Source organism: Bacillus sp. HSf4, assembly GCF_029537375.1.
GTDB lineage: Bacteria > Bacillota > Bacilli > Bacillales > Bacillaceae > Bacillus > Bacillus sonorensis_A.
Genome location: NZ_CP120679.1, coordinates 1,189,465 through 1,203,422, shown reverse-complemented (window position 1 = coordinate 1,203,422; position 13,958 = coordinate 1,189,465). Strand labels below are relative to the sequence as shown.

14 protein-coding genes are annotated in these 13,958 nt (G+C 48.7%); 5 read left to right on the top strand and 9 right to left on the bottom strand.

Going from position 1 to position 13,958, the window contains the following annotated elements; genetic code table 11:
• Nucleotide 1: 1 nt before the first annotated feature.
• From P3X63_RS06135 to P3X63_RS06125, 3 genes are all read left to right on the top strand, one after another.
• A complete protein-coding gene (locus tag P3X63_RS06135) occupies nt 2-1,438 on the top strand; it encodes an AMP-binding protein (RefSeq protein WP_026586298.1) in 1,437 nt (478 codons plus the stop codon).
• Nucleotides 1,435-2,538, top strand: a complete 1,104-nt coding sequence (locus tag P3X63_RS06130; protein WP_277692601.1) for an acetyl-CoA C-acyltransferase — start codon at nt 1,435-1,437, stop codon at nt 2,536-2,538. The genes P3X63_RS06135 and P3X63_RS06130 overlap by 4 nt, the downstream gene beginning before the upstream one ends.
• Nucleotides 2,539-2,615: 77 nt before the next feature.
• The gene (locus P3X63_RS06125) at nt 2,616-3,188 is read left to right on the top strand and encodes a histidine phosphatase family protein (RefSeq protein WP_026586296.1); all 573 of its coding nucleotides are present in this window, start codon (nt 2,616-2,618) and stop codon (nt 3,186-3,188) included.
• Between the two features lie 43 nt (nt 3,189-3,231).
• Here the strand turns inward: P3X63_RS06125 and P3X63_RS06120 are convergent, their stop codons facing one another.
• The 4 genes from P3X63_RS06120 to P3X63_RS06105 form a co-directional block, all read right to left on the bottom strand.
• Nucleotides 3,232-4,254 carry a FecCD family ABC transporter permease gene (locus tag P3X63_RS06120; RefSeq protein ID WP_277692600.1) on the bottom strand — a complete coding sequence of 341 codons (1,023 nt, stop codon included), beginning with the start codon at nt 4,252-4,254 and terminating at the stop codon, nt 3,232-3,234.
• Nucleotides 4,251-5,249, bottom strand: coding sequence for a FecCD family ABC transporter permease (locus tag P3X63_RS06115; RefSeq protein WP_277692893.1), 999 nt, complete (start codon nt 5,247-5,249; stop codon nt 4,251-4,253). Before P3X63_RS06115 ends, P3X63_RS06120 begins: the two co-directional genes overlap by 4 nt.
• 79 nt (nt 5,250-5,328) lie before the next feature.
• Entirely contained in the window at nt 5,329-6,303 is a 975-nt protein-coding gene (locus P3X63_RS06110; protein WP_277692599.1) for an ABC transporter substrate-binding protein, read from the bottom strand.
• Nucleotides 6,304-6,382: 79 nt separating this feature from the next.
• A complete protein-coding gene (locus tag P3X63_RS06105; protein ID WP_277692598.1) occupies nt 6,383-7,375 on the bottom strand; it encodes an EamA family transporter in 993 nt (330 codons plus the stop codon).
• Between the two features lie 330 nt (nt 7,376-7,705).
• Here P3X63_RS06105 and P3X63_RS06100 point away from each other — a divergent pair, with 330 nt between their 5' ends.
• Nucleotides 7,706-8,845, top strand: coding sequence for a S8 family peptidase (locus tag P3X63_RS06100; protein WP_026586291.1), 1,140 nt, complete (start codon nt 7,706-7,708; stop codon nt 8,843-8,845).
• 61 nt (nt 8,846-8,906) lie between these two features.
• On the opposite strand, the gene P3X63_RS06095 is transcribed toward P3X63_RS06100, so the two are convergent.
• The 4 genes from P3X63_RS06095 to P3X63_RS06080 all read right to left on the bottom strand — a co-directional run bounded on the left by P3X63_RS06095 (nt 8,907) and on the right by P3X63_RS06080 (nt 11,818).
• The gene (locus tag P3X63_RS06095) at nt 8,907-10,160 is read right to left on the bottom strand and encodes a M48 family metallopeptidase (protein WP_026586290.1); all 1,254 of its coding nucleotides are present in this window, start codon (nt 10,158-10,160) and stop codon (nt 8,907-8,909) included.
• Between the two features lie 71 nt (nt 10,161-10,231).
• Nucleotides 10,232-10,546: an AzlD domain-containing protein gene (locus tag P3X63_RS06090; RefSeq protein ID WP_026586289.1), complete on the bottom strand. Its 315-nt coding sequence runs from the start codon at nt 10,544-10,546 to the stop codon at nt 10,232-10,234.
• Nucleotides 10,539-11,255, bottom strand: a complete 717-nt coding sequence (locus tag P3X63_RS06085; protein ID WP_026586288.1) for an AzlC family ABC transporter permease — start codon at nt 11,253-11,255, stop codon at nt 10,539-10,541. The genes P3X63_RS06090 and P3X63_RS06085 overlap by 8 nt, the downstream gene beginning before the upstream one ends.
• An 11-nt stretch (nt 11,256-11,266) precedes the next feature.
• The gene (locus P3X63_RS06080; RefSeq protein ID WP_077737100.1) at nt 11,267-11,818 is read right to left on the bottom strand and encodes a helix-turn-helix domain-containing protein; all 552 of its coding nucleotides are present in this window, start codon (nt 11,816-11,818) and stop codon (nt 11,267-11,269) included.
• Nucleotides 11,819-11,924: 106 nt separating this feature from the next.
• Here P3X63_RS06080 and P3X63_RS06075 point away from each other — a divergent pair, with 106 nt between their 5' ends.
• The gene (locus P3X63_RS06075) at nt 11,925-12,440 is read left to right on the top strand and encodes a YhfM domain-containing protein (RefSeq protein WP_277692597.1); all 516 of its coding nucleotides are present in this window, start codon (nt 11,925-11,927) and stop codon (nt 12,438-12,440) included.
• Here P3X63_RS06075 and P3X63_RS06070 read toward each other — a convergent pair.
• On the bottom strand, nt 12,361-13,902 hold the full coding sequence (locus P3X63_RS06070; protein WP_026586286.1) for a fatty acid--CoA ligase family protein: 1,542 nt from the start codon (nt 13,900-13,902) through the stop codon (nt 12,361-12,363). The two genes, P3X63_RS06075 and P3X63_RS06070, sit on opposite strands and share 80 nt — an antisense overlap.
• Nucleotides 13,903-13,958: the final 56 nt, after the last annotated feature.

Below are 13,958 nucleotides of genomic sequence, written 5' to 3'. Positions count from 1 at the left end.
CATGCCGATCACCGAAACCTATCAACGCCACGCACAGCAGCACCCTGAAAAAACGGCCATCCAGACCGGAACGGAATCAATCCAATACAAAGACTGGCATCGGCTCGTCTGCCGGACGGCCGCCTGGCTGAACAGCCAAAAACGGACAAATAAAAGGATCGCGTTCATGCTGCCGAACGGCCTTCCTTTTTTGCAGCTGTTCGCCGGGGCTGCAGCAGCCGGCTGGACGGCCGTTCCCTTTGATCCGAGGTGGAGCCGCGCCGAGTGCATCGAAAGGCTGTTACTTTGCAAGCCCGACCTTTTCATCACAGAGCGGCCCTTTCCTGAATATGAAGATGCTCTTGCTTTGGAAGAATGCCTCGCGGACATCAGGAAGAGACCGGTTGCTGATGAACCAGACATCGATGATGAAGAACCCTTTTACATCGGGTTCACATCAGGTTCAACAGGCGCGCCGAAAGCATTCATCAGATCTCAACGTTCCTGGATTGAGAGCTTCCGCATCAGCAGCAGAGACTTTCAATTATCCGCTGAAGACAGGGCTGTCATTCCAGGTCCGCTCTTTTTTTCTCACTTTTTATATGGCGCAATGAACACATTATTTCTTGGGGGAACAGTCGACCTTTTGCACAAATTTTCAACGCACCGGCTCGAAAAAACGATCGACAGCCTGCCTGTCACAGCGTTATATACAGTGCCGACAATGACGGAAGCGATGTTGTCGGAAAACAGGCGGATCGAAAGACCCCTTAAAATTATTTCTTCCGGCGCCAATTGGAGCCAACACGCCAAAAACGCGTTCCAAAAAGCCTATCCTAATCTTTTGTTATATGATTTCTACGGGACATCAGAATTAAGCTTCGTCTCCGTTTCCGCTCCCCGCGATTTTCAGGTGAAGCCCGCTTCAGTCGGACGCCCCTTTCAAAACGTTGACGTCTCCATCCGCCGGAACTCAGGGGATATTGCCGATACCGGCGAGGTCGGCAAAATCTATGTGAAAAGCCCGATGGTGTTTTCAGGCTATTTGCAGGAACAAGCCGGCTTCCCCCGCCCTGACGAAAGCGGGTGGATGACGGTCGGTGACATGGGCTGGATGGATGATGACGGATACTTGTACATCTCCGGAAGAGAGAACAGCATGATCGTCTACGGAGGCATTAATATTTTCCCTGAAGAGATCGAAGCTGTCCTCACCTCGCATCCTGAGGTCGAAGAAGCGGCGGTCGTCGGTATCGCCGATGATTATTGGGGAGAAAAAGCGGCAGCCGTCATTAAGGGCGGAGCCTCCGTCAAAGAGCTGAAAGCGTTATGCAGACGCAGGCTCGCCCCCTACAAAATCCCGAGAAGCTGGCATGTTGTCGAAGAGCTTCCGCATACTGCCGGAGGAAAAATCGCCCGCAGCCTCGTGAGAAAACAGCTGAAGGAGCTGATCAAATGAGAGCGGTCATCACAGCCGCCAAACGAACGGTCATCGCAAGACAAAACGGCTCTTTGAAAACAGCAGAGCCGCACGAATTGGCCGCCGCCCTCATTCAATATTTAGAGAAACCGCTGAACGGCCATTTAAATGAAGTCATTCTCGGAAATGTCGTCGGACCCGGAGGCAATATTGCCCGTTTAGCGGCGCTTTCCGCCGGGCTTCCCGCTTCTGTAACCGGAATGACGATCGACCGCCAATGCAGCGCAGGTCTTGAAGCGATCCGCACCGCCTGCTGTTTCGTCCAGGCCGGGGCAGGAAGCTGCTACATCGCCGGAGGAACGGAAAGTGCGAGCCTCTCCCCTTTTCCGCAAAGAGCGCGCTTTTCTCCAGATGAATGGGGGGATCCGGATATGGGCGAAGCGGCAGAAATGACGGCGCAAGCTTATTACATCACCCGCCAAATGCAGGACGATTATACACTGTTAAGCTATCAAAGAAGCATAAGGGCGTTTGAAAACGGTTATTATGAAGATGAAATCCTGCCGTTTCAAGACTTGACGGCTGATGAAAGTATGCTCAGCAAGCGGCAGATCGAAAAAATCGTCCAAAGGGCTCAGCCGGCTTTTAAAAAGCAAGGCACCGTGACAGCCGCCAACAGCTGCGGAATTCACGACGGCGCAAGCGCCGTCGTCGTCATGGACGAACAAAAAGCAAAAGCGCTCGGCTTAAAGCCCGTTCTGCGATTCGTCGACAGTGAAGTCAGCGGCGTCAATCCAAATTTCCCGCAAATCTCGCCCGTGCCCGCGATTCAAAAACTGTTACGGAGAAGAGGTCTGTCCGTTCAAGATATCGATCTGTTTGAAATCAATGAAGCATTCGCCGTCAAAATCGCGGCGTGCGCCCAAGAACTTGGAATCGGCTATCATAAACTGAATGTCAGGGGAGGCGCCTTGGCGCTCGGTCATCCCTACGGCGCTTCTGGGGCCATTTTGGTGACCCGTTTATTTCATGAGACGAAGAGAAGACCTGATCTGAAGTATGTCATCGCAGCGATCGGCAGCGGGGGCGGCATCGGAACAGCCGTGTTGTTCGAAACCGTATCCGGTCATCATGCGTGAGTTCTCGTTTTGACATTAGTATAATGACCTTATCACCAAAAAACGTGCACTCGTGCTCGAAAGGAGATTTTTGCAAAATGACTGCGATTTGTTTAATCCGGCACGGAGAAACCGACTGGAATGCTTTTGGAAAACTGCAGGGACGAACAGATATCCCTTTAAATGAAACCGGAAAAAGACAGGCGAAAGAAACCGGAGAATTTTTAAAAGATACAGACTGGGACGTCATCATTACAAGTCCTTTAAAAAGAGCTCGGGAAACAGCGGACATCATCAATCAATATTTAGGGCTTGATATTGTGGAAATGGAGGATTTCATCGAAAGAAATTACGGAGATGCCGAGGGAATGCCATTTGAAGAAAGAATGAGGCTCTATCCTGATAAAAACTATCCGAATCAAGAATCGAAAGAAGCATTGGCTGAACGCCTGATGGCCGGTGTTCAAAAGGTCAATGAACAATATCCCGATCAAAAGGTGCTCATCGTCGCGCACGGAGCAGCGATCCATACGCTGTTGTCCAAGATTTCAAACGGAGACATCAATCTTGAAAACACGAAGCTTGTCAACGCCTGTCTGAGCAATATCAGCTTTCAGGACAACAAATGGCATGTCAACGACTATAATCTGCGCGATCATTTGTCAGTATGATATGAATAACGGACGGCCCGAATGGATGCCGTCCGTTGTCGTTTTACTTCCTGCCCCGTTTTGCTTCACGGCGCAGCAAATAGATAAAATAAGGCCCGCCGACAACTGCGGCGATCAAGCCCGCCGGAATTTCCAGCGGCGGGATCAGCCCCCTTCCGACAGCATCGGCCGCAAGCAGGATGATCCCCCCGATCAAGCCGGAAGCAGGAAGCAAAATCCGTGATTCATGGCCCGCCAGCTTTCTTCCGATATGCGGTGCCATCAAGCCAATAAAACCGATCGTCCCCACGGCCGTCACAGCCGCCGCTGTCAGCGTGACGGCTGCGGCGAGCAAAAGCCCCCTTGTTCTTTCAAGGGAAATGCCGAGGCTTGCGGCTACCCCGTCCCCGGATTTCATAATATCAAGCGGTTTTGCCGCCAGCCAAACGGGCGGAATCAAAAGACAGCACCAAATGAAAAGATCCAGCACATGATCCCAGCTTCTCCCCCATAAACTGCCGTTCAGCCATATTAATGCACTGCTCACATTCGGACTGGCTCTTGAAATCAACAGCTGAATCCCCGAATGGCAAAAAGCGTTGACAGCGATGCCGACCAATGCCAGCCTTACCGGGGCGATTCCGTTTCGGTAAGCCAATACATAAACGAGAACAGCGGCCAGGATGCTGCCAAGGAAAGCGGCGCCTGTCAAAAAAAGCGGTGTTTGCTGGGCAAACAGCACGGTGACGATCACCGCGCCGAGCCCCGCTCCCCCGGTAATGCCAAGCGTGTCTGATGCTGCGAGCGGGTTTCTCAGCAGCGACTGAACGATCGCTCCAGCAATGGCTAAAGCGGCGCCTGCCAGGACGGCCAGGATGATTCTCGGCATTCTGAATTCCATTACCATAAACCGAACGCCGGGATCGCCTTGCCCAACCAATGCTTTAAGCACGGCGAAAAGCGGGATGTTCTCATCGCCGATCGCCAAATTCAACACAGCGAGCACAGCCAGGCAAATCAAAAGGAGGAGCAGGACCGCCGCCGGTTTCCCCCGGTGTTTTTTTGTGTGGTCTGTCCATTTGTTCATGAAGCCGTCCCCTTTTTGCTTCTTCGCGCCAAATAGATGAAAAAGGGCGTTCCGATCAATGCCGTGACAACGCCGACCGGTGTTTGGTACGGATAATAAACAAAGCGTGACGCGATATCAGCCAGCTGAAGCAGGATGGCTCCTAGCACGGCTGAATACGGAATCACAGCGCGGTAGTCGGCGCCCGCGACATACCGGATCATATGAGGAACCATCAAACCGATGAAACCGATCGGACCGGCTGCTGCTACAGAAGCACCGGCTAACGCGACAACGGTGACGGCAATGAGCACCCGGACCACCCAGACTTTTTGTCCCAAGCCTTGGGAAATGTCGTCACCGAGACTGAGAACGGAAGCCGCTCTTCCCAGGGCCGCCGCAATCAATAAACCGATGATGCTGACCGGAAGCAACAAATGCAGCTTTTCCCACGAACTTCCGGCCAGAGAGCCGGAAAGCCAAAATAAGATGGTTTCCGTCGATTCTTCATTGAAAATCAGCATCATCTGTGTCAGTGAAGCAAGGATCGCCTGAATGACAACGCCGATTAAAGCAAAACTGATATCCTTGTCATGCTCGCTGAAAACCGATGCGGTCACATAAACGATCATGGCGGCAAAAGCGCCCCCCGTAAATGCGGCGCCCATCGTCATTTGAGGAGCCGCGGCTGCCGGCAGCATCACCGTCAGAAAGACAACAGCCGCGGAAGCGCCCGCACTTATGCCGAAAATCCCCGGCGATGCCAGCGGATTTCTTGTCACCGCCTGCATGAGCGCACCGGCTGCGCCCAGATTCGCTCCGATCAATGCCCCTTCCAGAGCGCGCGGTATGCGAATCGTCTGAATGACTGCGTGCAGCTTCGAACTGTCACCTGAAAAAATGGCCGCCCAAATATCGGAAAGCGCGATATTTGTTGAACCGATCGAAATCGAAAGCGTAAAGCTCGCAAGCAAAAGAATGAAAAATAAGAGCGGAACGAACCGATTCACCTTCATCAAAGCAGCTCACCTCCCAAAGAAAAAACAAGCGCATGCTTTTTTGACAAAAAGCATGCGTTGAATAGATAAGCCGGCATCAGGATTTCTTTTGAACAGCCGGAAGAATATGTTGATCAATTTCGTCAATCACGGCATTCGCCCCGTCTATGCTGCGGCGAAGCGACCATGCGAATCTGTCAACCTCATACACATTGCCGGTTTTGACGGCATTGAGCTTTTTCCAGAGCGGATCTTTTTCAATCGGCCTTTTTCCATCTTGATCGACTTGATCCTTTTCTCCTGTCATCAGGATCATGACATCAGGATCTTTTTCCAGAAGCTGTTCAAGCGTCATTTTAATATTGACGGACTCACCGTTGTCAGCATCGCTTTTTTGGCTGTCTCCCACACCGTATGTGTAGCCGATTTTTGCTAAAAGCTGAGAGGTGAAGAAGTTTTCGTCACGGACGGTGACAGCCTCATTTGTATTCCCGATTAAGAGGATGCTTTGCTTTTGACCAGCAAATTTCTTTTGCAGCTGATCTAGTTTTTCTTGATGTTCGGTCAGTTTTTTCTCCATTTCGTCTTCTTTGCCGACCGCTTTTGCGATCGTCTTGGAGACGTCAAGTGTATCCTCGTAATCAGCGTTTAAATTTTTCAAAGCGATCGTCGGCGCGATTTTTGACAGTTTATCGTAAACACCGCTGTGTCTGCTTGAATCGGCAATGATTAAATCGGGCTTTAACGCGGCAATTTTTTCAAAACTTGGCTGGGCGCGTGTCCCTACCGATGTGTAGCCTTTGATTTCTTCCCTGACTTTTTCATTGATAAATTTCGGTTTTCCGTCATCTGCGACACCGACAGGCTTGATTCCGACGTCAACGAGCGCATCGATGAAGCCAAGCTCAAGGACAACGATCTTTTTCGGATGCTTCGGCACCTTTGTTTCGCCAAGGTCATGTTTGACTGTCACAGTATCCTGTGCGGACGTTTTTCCGCTTTCGCCTGCCCCCGAGCATGCCGCTAAGACTGAAATAAGCAGACATAGAATGACAAAAGATTTAAGCTTCATATGTATCTCCTTTTTTCTTAATAGACGAAACTATTATAGCAACAGCAGAAACAAATGACAACGATAATCATTATCATTATTAAAAAGGAGATTCGAAATCTGTGATGTCCGTTTTTGTTTTGCCTTCTCTGCTTAAAGAAAGCCAGATGACCGTCATGATGATCATGATCGTGCCCGCTCCTTGAACCGCATTGAACGGAACATCCAGCCAAACCGCTGATGACAGAACAGCCGCAAGCGGTTCGGCACAGCTCAGGCAGCTCGTTTCCTTCGGCGATAGATAAGAAAGGCTGCCAATATAGAGGGCAAATGCAAGGGCAGTGCCGCATAAAACGACAAACAAAACAGCCATCCCCTCCCCGATGCCGATTGCAGACGGATCAAACTGAAACGGGGGGAACACGACGGAAATGCCGAGACCTCCGATCAGCATCCCCCACCCCGTGACTGTCAGTGCACCGAACGCTTGAATTAAAGCTCCGGCATAAACCGTATAAAAGGCAAGCGCTGCGCCTGACAGCACACCCCAGATGACCGATGGCAGCGGCACATACAGGCTGTCGGGCCTGCCTCCGGTCAACAGCAAAAACACGCCCGCCAGCGCAGCAAACGCGAGCATTACATCTTTCAGCTTAGGTGAAGCCTCTTTTTTGATATAGATGTAAATCAGCACAAAAAAAGGCGCTAAATACTGAAGAACGGCAGCGGCCGCCGCATTTCCCCCTTCTATCGAAGAAAAGAATGTATATTGGACGGCGAGCATCCCAAAGATTGAAAAGATGAGAATCGAGGAGGCCGACGATTTTTTCTTCCAAATCCGAAAGACATGCGAGCTTGAGTTTTTCACAGCAACATATAATAAAAGAATCACGCCTGATGCGAGAAGCCTCACCGAAACGAGAGCCCCGGCACCTACTGCTCCCTGCTCAAATAAATACTGGGCCGCACTGCCCGACAATCCCCACAATGTCGCGCCGGCAAGGACCATCATGATTCCTTTGAAATGCTTTGCTTTCATATCATCCACTCTCTCCCATATGCGATATATTGCATATTCTAATGCAAGAAACATTGATCTGCAACCCCCCCCTCTAAAAAATATTATGTTATGAAATGATCGATTGGTATTTTCATAAAATGAAGTAACGGTCGGAGCTATTGGCGCCGTTGAAGGGCGGGACGTCTTTCACACGTAGAAACGGCGGGAACTATATACTGAAGGTATTGGTTATTTTTCTAAAACAGTCATTTATGACCAAAAAATGGTTATATATTTTCGGGAAATTTGGTCCTACCCGACAATTCATTTTTTTTCTATAATAAATTAACAGAATAATTCGAATAGAATATATTATCCATCTATTTCAATTATTCTGAATAAAAAAGAGGAGAGTGAGTAACGATGAGAAAAAGAAGTCTATGGCTTAGTGTGCTGACGGCCCTTCTGCTCATTTTTTCAATGGCTTTCAGCGGGTCGGCTTCTGCTGCCCAGCCGGCGAAAAATGTAGAAAAGGACTATATTGTCGGATTTAAGTCAAGAGCAAAAACAGCAGCCGTCAAAAAAGATATCATCAAAGAAAGCGGCGGAAAAGTGGACAAGCAGTTTAAAATCATCAACGCCGCAAAAGCATCGCTTGATCAAAAAGCGCTGAAGAAAGTGAAAAACGACCCGAGCGTCGCTTATGTCGAAGAGGACCATGTCGCACATGCACTGGCACAAACCGTCCCTTACGGCATTCCGCTCATCAAAGCTGATAAAGTGCAGGCTCAAGGCTTTAAGGGAGCCAATGTCAAAGTCGGTGTCATTGATACCGGAATCCAATCCTCTCATTCAGATTTAAATGTTTCCGGCGGAGCGAGCTTTGTATCCGGTGATTCCAATCCTTTTATTGACGGAAATGGACACGGTACACATGTTGCCGGTACAGTAGCAGCGCTCGATAATTCAATCGGCGTTTTAGGCGTGGCACCAAATGTGTCCCTCTACGCCATTAAAGTGTTGAATTCAAGCGGAAGCGGAACTTACAGCGCGATCGTAAGCGGAATCGAGTGGGCGACGTCAAATGGAATGGATGTCATCAACATGAGCCTTGGCGGATCATCGGGTTCAACCGCCTTGAAACAGGCTGTTGACAATGCGTATGCAAGAGGAGTTGTCGTTGTGGCAGCAGCGGGAAACAGCGGATCATCAGGAAGCAGCAATACAATCGGCTATCCTGCCAAATATGATTCGGTTATCGCTGTCGGTGCAGTGGACTCTAACAGCAACAGAGCTTCTTACTCAAGCGTCGGCTCAGAGCTTGAAGTCATGGCTCCAGGCTCAGGCGTGTACAGCACATATCCTTCCAACACTTATGCGACATTGAACGGCACTTCAATGGCGTCACCTCATGTTGCAGGAGCAGCAGCTTTGATCTTGTCAAAATACCCAACGCTTTCAGCTTCACAAGTCCGCAACCGTCTCTCCAGTACGGCGACTTATTTGGGAAGCTCCTTCTACTACGGCAATGGGCTGATCAATGTCGAAGCTGCCGCCCAATAACATATTTTAGCAAAACCTCGATAGAAAAAGCTAGTGTTTTATCACATTAGCTTTTTCTTCGTTATTTGGAGCCCTGTTCAACGTTTTGAATCCGCTCCATGATGGTCGGGTGACCGTATTTAAAAATTTTGACGAGAAACGGCGGATTCGCTTCACTCAATCCCGCCTTTGACAGCTCTTGGAAAGTGGAAACAGCAGCCTTTTTGTTTTTCGTCAATTCAATCGCATACTGGTCGGCGGCTTTTTCCTGATGTCTTGATACCGCATTTGTAAAAGGGGAAGAAGCGAATGAAACGACGCCGATCAAGAGCAGCAAAAGCGGGAGCGCTGCAAGATCCGCTTTGCTTTTGATGTTGAACCTTCTTCCATGGCGGCGGATGATCCATTTATATATTTTGTCGATCACAAACAAGCCGGCGAGGGACAAAAGCAAATAACCGCCGAGGCCGATGTAGACATGCTTCATGACATAGTGCCCCATTTCATGCGCCATGATGAATAAAATTTCAGGCTCGTCAAGCTTGTTCAGCGTCGTATCCCATAAAACGATCCTTTTATTAGCACCGATCCCTGTCACATAGGCGTTTAACGCATTCGTTTTTTCAGACATGTTGACTTCATACACGTGGTTCGCGGGTATGTCGGCCTGATCGGCAAGCTTCAAAATGTGGTGTTCCAGCTCTTTATTTTTCAGCGGGTAAAAGTCGTTATATAAAGGATCGATCACAACAGGCTGAAGAAAAAACAAAAACAGTGTAACCGGGACAGTCAAACACCATGCATAAAACCACCACCGTTTTTCATGCTTTTTGATCAGCCAGAAAAACACCAGCACCGCTCCGAGCGTCAAAGGAAAGCTGATCCAAAAATCGATCACCTGATCCTTGATCCAGCTCGCAGTCGTCTGGGTTGAAATGCCGTAGTCAAGCGAGTATTGGTAGCTGATCCAGTCAAGCGGCAAAGAAGCGAGCGCAACGATCAGAAACAGGCAAAAAACATAAGCCGCAATCTGAATAAACCTGCGCCTTGACGTCTGCTCCGCCCAATCCTTCATTTTCTTGGATAAGCCGGCTGTCAAAAGAATAAAAAACAAAAACCATTCAAACGGAATCCGGAAAAAAAACAGAAAATCTTTGATTTTCGAATACTCTTCCGACAGGATAAGCTCCCGTTGATTCATAAATGTCGCCGGATCGGCACTTGTCCCTTTCAGCGCCTCGGGAACGGAAGACTCGCCGGTCATAAAGAGGTACCAGTAGAAAAAAAGGCCGTACAGTACATATAAGAGACCGGCGCCTGCGATCCATTTCCCCATCAACAATCACTTCCTCTCACTAAACGGTTACTCCTATTGTAAGCTTTTTAGCAAAAAGTTAGAACCAAGCCTTACAATGAGAGGAACAATCCCGTTCCGGCAAGCGTCAAAATCGTACCTGTGACGACAATGATGACGCTCGCTCCCAAATAGGCGAATAAAAAAGCGATGAGAGCGCCGGCAAGTCCGTAAAGCATGCCGCTTTGGACAAAAAAAACGCCCGGAAAAATCAATGCGCCGAGCACCGCATACGGCACGTTCTTGAGGACGCGCTCTAAAAATCCGGGAAGCTTCAGATTTTCAAGTGCGACTAAAGGGATCATCCGCGGCACATATGTAACAAGAGCCATCCCGAGAATCATCCAGATGATGTGATGACTAGACATATTTTCTCTTCCCCTCTGTTCTCATTTGATCAAGCCATTCAATCAGAACGGCCGATAAAAGCGTAGCACATACAATCGACCAGCCCGAGGACAATAAGCCGTTCAACTGGATAGCGGTGTTGAGCACCCCTGCCGAACCGGCCAAAAAAAGCACTTTTCTCTGTTTTTTTAATGCGGGCACAAGAAGCCCGATGAACATCGCATAAAGGGCAATGCTCATGCTCTCCTGCAATACTGCCGGCATGGCCGCGCCAAGTGCATGGCCGGCGGCACTCCAAACAACCCAGCTTACATAGCCGATCGAACCAAGCCCCATCATGTATGACGTCGTCAGTCTTTCATTTCTTAAAGCAGCGACCGTAAACGATTCGTCCGTCACCGCAAAAAAGGCGTAGAACGCTTTTTTCCAGGATGAATCCTTTTCCACGAGCTGGTTTAAAGAAGCGGAGAATAAAAAGTGCCTAATGTTGACAATAAAAGTCGTCATGATAATTTCAATGATTCCGGTTTGAACGGCGAGCATGCTCAGTGACATGTACTGGGACGCCCCGCCGAAAACAAGCGCGCTCATTAAAAACGTCTCGAAAATCGACAAGCCCGTTGTTTTTGCCAAAAGCCCGAATGTCAGGGCAACCGGAATGTAGCCGACTGCAAGCGAAACCCCTGATCGCAGTCCGTCCATAAATGTGAGTGAACGCTTTGTTCCCATCTTGACACCTCTTACGGATAATAAATTAATGTATAGCATGATGCGGTCTGTTCCGTATGGTTCTGATAGCTGTGGACAGTATTGGCGGTAAAATGCATGGCATCGCCTTCATGTAATTCACAGCTGTAGCCTCCCGCATCCACGGCGACCGTCCCTTTGGAGACGAGCACATATTCTTCGATTCCTCCGTGATGAGGCTCAGACTCATGCATGCAGCCCGGCAGCAGTTCAATGTAAAAGATTTCGAATTTCTTTTTTTGATCGAACGGAAAATGCGGGTAAGCCGCATATTTGTCTTCACCGGCCATCACAGGCGTTTTCTCGAGCCTGCGAACGATTGTCGGTTCCCCGGCCGGTTTTTCGGCCAACGACGTAAAAGAAACTTGCAGGCCGTTGGCGATTTTCCACAGCGTGGTGATCGTCGGGCTTGAAGCGCCTTTTTCGATTTGCGCGAGCATTCCTTTGCTGACACCGGTTAGATTTGATAATTGATCAAGGCTGTAGTTGCGGATTTTTCGAAGCCTTTTGATATTTTCGGCAACCTGCTGTTCGATGGAATTCATCTTTCATCTCCTTATAATAAATTGAACATTTGTATAATTTAATGAACATTATAGCATAATTTTTCAGGATGAAAAGATATGTGCGCGGAAAAACTTGAGACATGAGGTGATCATTCTGAAAAAAATAATGGGCATCGTGCTTTTTTTCGGTATTTTATCACTTAGTGTTTTTTATATATTCAGCCTGATGGCAGATCCTTTTGATGCAAGAAATGCCGAAGAAATCACGCTCGTGCCGGCAGAAAAAAACGGAAAAACGATCAGGATTGAAGAAAGGCGAGAAATAAATGAGATGCTGGATGTGTTCAACAAAGGGAAAAGAATGAAGAAAACCACGGCTCATGAACTGTCCGCCCCGGATTACCGCGGCGATATCAAAATGAACGATACCCACAGGGTGCGTTTCACGGTCTGGCTGAAGGAAGATGAAGCTGTGATTTTGAAGAACGAAGATGCAACTTACTTTCACCTCAATAGGAAAGACAAAGCCGTTCTCATCAAAAGATTGCAAAAAGGGACGCAGGCTCGCGTCCCTTTTTCTGCTAAGATTGCTTTGTCAGCATGTCCTTTAAAGCGCGTCTTAAAATTTTCCCCGTCGAATTTTTCGGAATTTCTTCCATGAAAACGATTGCTGACGGCCGTTTGTATTTGGCAAGATGCTTCTTGCAATGTAAAAAAACCTCATCTTCTGTCAGCGTCTTCGTTCTAGGAACGACATAGCATTGCACGGCTTCCCCTGTATTCGGGTCAGGAACGCCGATGACCACCGCTTCCGCAACTTCCGGATGCCGGTAAAGCACTTCTTCGACTTCCCGCGGATAAACATTGTAGCCGCCGACGATAATCATGTCTTTTTTTCGGTCGACAATATAGAAATAGCCGTCCTCATCCCGTTTAGCCAAATCTCCCGTATACAGCCAACCGTCTTTAATCGTATGCGCCGTTTCTTCCGGCATTTTGTAGTAGCCTTTCATGACGTTCGGCCCCTTGACGATCAGTTCGCCGACCTGGCCTGGTGGAAGCTCCTCTCCCAGCTCATTGACCACCTTGTTTCTCACATTCAGAATGTTGGTGCCGATCGAGCCGGGTTTGCGGCCTGTGCTGAACGGATTAAAACATGTTACAGGCGATGCTTCAGAGAGCCCGTAGCCTTCCAAAACGAGGACGTTGAACTTCTCCTCAAAGCTTTTCAAAAGGGCTACAGGCATGGCCGCACCTCCGGAAATGCAAAGCCTGACAGAGGCAAACCCGTTCCCATCGGCCTCCTCATACTGATACAGATAGTTGTACATCGTCGGAACACCGGAGAATATTGTTGCCTGATGCTTCTTGACTAGTTTAAAAACAGCCGCCGGACTGAACTTCGGTACGATTAAAATCGCGGCGCCGTTCATCAGCGGCGCATTCATGCAGACCGTCAAACAGAACACGTGGAACATCGGCAGAGCGGCGACGACAAGATCGGCTTCATTCATCGTCAAGTATTGCGCCGTATCATTCGCATTTGAAAACAGATTTTGATGGGACAGCATCGCGCCCTTCGGTTTCCCCGTCGTTCCAGACGTATAGAGAATCGCGGCTGTATCTTCACTTTGGATGTCAGGAAAAGACTTTTCGGATGGCTTCATCATATTTGCAAACGATTTCAATTTCATGCGGACTTCTATGTTGGCCGATTCTTGAAGAGGCTCTCCCGTTTCACACAGTACGACATGCTCGACCTTTTGGAGGGATTCGTGCATCTTTTCATACAATGGAAGAAGCTGCCCTGCAGCCACAATCACTTTTGCATCACCATTGGTGAGCATATAGCCGATTTCCGTCGGCGTATAGGCCGGATTAATCGGAATGACAACGGCTCCGGCTTTCAGCGCTCCATAAAATGAAATCACAAAGTGCGGTGTATTGCCGAGAAGCAGTGCGACATGATCTCCTTTTTCAACCCCTATTTCCTGCAAACCCCCTGCGAAACAATCGATCTTTTGCTGCAATCCTCCGTAGGTTTCCGTCTGTTCCCCAAAAATATAAGCGGTTCGGTCAGGCTTTGACCGGGCTGTTTCCCCTAGCTTTGAAACTAAATTCATTCTCCCACCCCTTAAAAATGAATGAATAACCATTCATTTTGTGATAATCAAAATCT

What these genes read in the sequence shown, in the direction of transcription:
- P3X63_RS06135 (WP_026586298.1), top strand. Translation starts at nt 2, where the DNA reads ATGCCGATCACCGAAACCTATCAACGCCACGCACAGCAGCACCCTGAA.
- P3X63_RS06130 (WP_277692601.1), top strand. Translation starts at nt 1,435, where the DNA reads ATGAGAGCGGTCATCACAGCCGCCAAACGAACGGTCATCGCAAGACAA.
- P3X63_RS06125 (WP_026586296.1), top strand. Translation starts at nt 2,616, where the DNA reads ATGACTGCGATTTGTTTAATCCGGCACGGAGAAACCGACTGGAATGCT.
- P3X63_RS06120 (WP_277692600.1), bottom strand. Translation starts at nt 4,254, where the DNA reads ATGAACAAATGGACAGACCACACAAAAAAACACCGGGGGAAACCGGCG.
- P3X63_RS06115 (WP_277692893.1), bottom strand. Translation starts at nt 5,249, where the DNA reads ATGAAGGTGAATCGGTTCGTTCCGCTCTTATTTTTCATTCTTTTGCTT.
- P3X63_RS06110 (WP_277692599.1), bottom strand. Translation starts at nt 6,303, where the DNA reads ATGAAGCTTAAATCTTTTGTCATTCTATGTCTGCTTATTTCAGTCTTA.
- P3X63_RS06105 (WP_277692598.1), bottom strand. Translation starts at nt 7,375, where the DNA reads ATGTTTCTTGCATTAGAATATGCAATATATCGCATATGGGAGAGAGTG.
- P3X63_RS06100 (WP_026586291.1), top strand. Translation starts at nt 7,706, where the DNA reads ATGAGAAAAAGAAGTCTATGGCTTAGTGTGCTGACGGCCCTTCTGCTC.
- P3X63_RS06095 (WP_026586290.1), bottom strand. Translation starts at nt 10,160, where the DNA reads ATGGGGAAATGGATCGCAGGCGCCGGTCTCTTATATGTACTGTACGGC.
- P3X63_RS06090 (WP_026586289.1), bottom strand. Translation starts at nt 10,546, where the DNA reads ATGTCTAGTCATCACATCATCTGGATGATTCTCGGGATGGCTCTTGTT.
- P3X63_RS06085 (WP_026586288.1), bottom strand. Translation starts at nt 11,255, where the DNA reads ATGGGAACAAAGCGTTCACTCACATTTATGGACGGACTGCGATCAGGG.
- P3X63_RS06080 (WP_077737100.1), bottom strand. Translation starts at nt 11,818, where the DNA reads ATGAATTCCATCGAACAGCAGGTTGCCGAAAATATCAAAAGGCTTCGA.
- P3X63_RS06070 (WP_026586286.1), bottom strand. Translation starts at nt 13,902, where the DNA reads ATGAATTTAGTTTCAAAGCTAGGGGAAACAGCCCGGTCAAAGCCTGAC.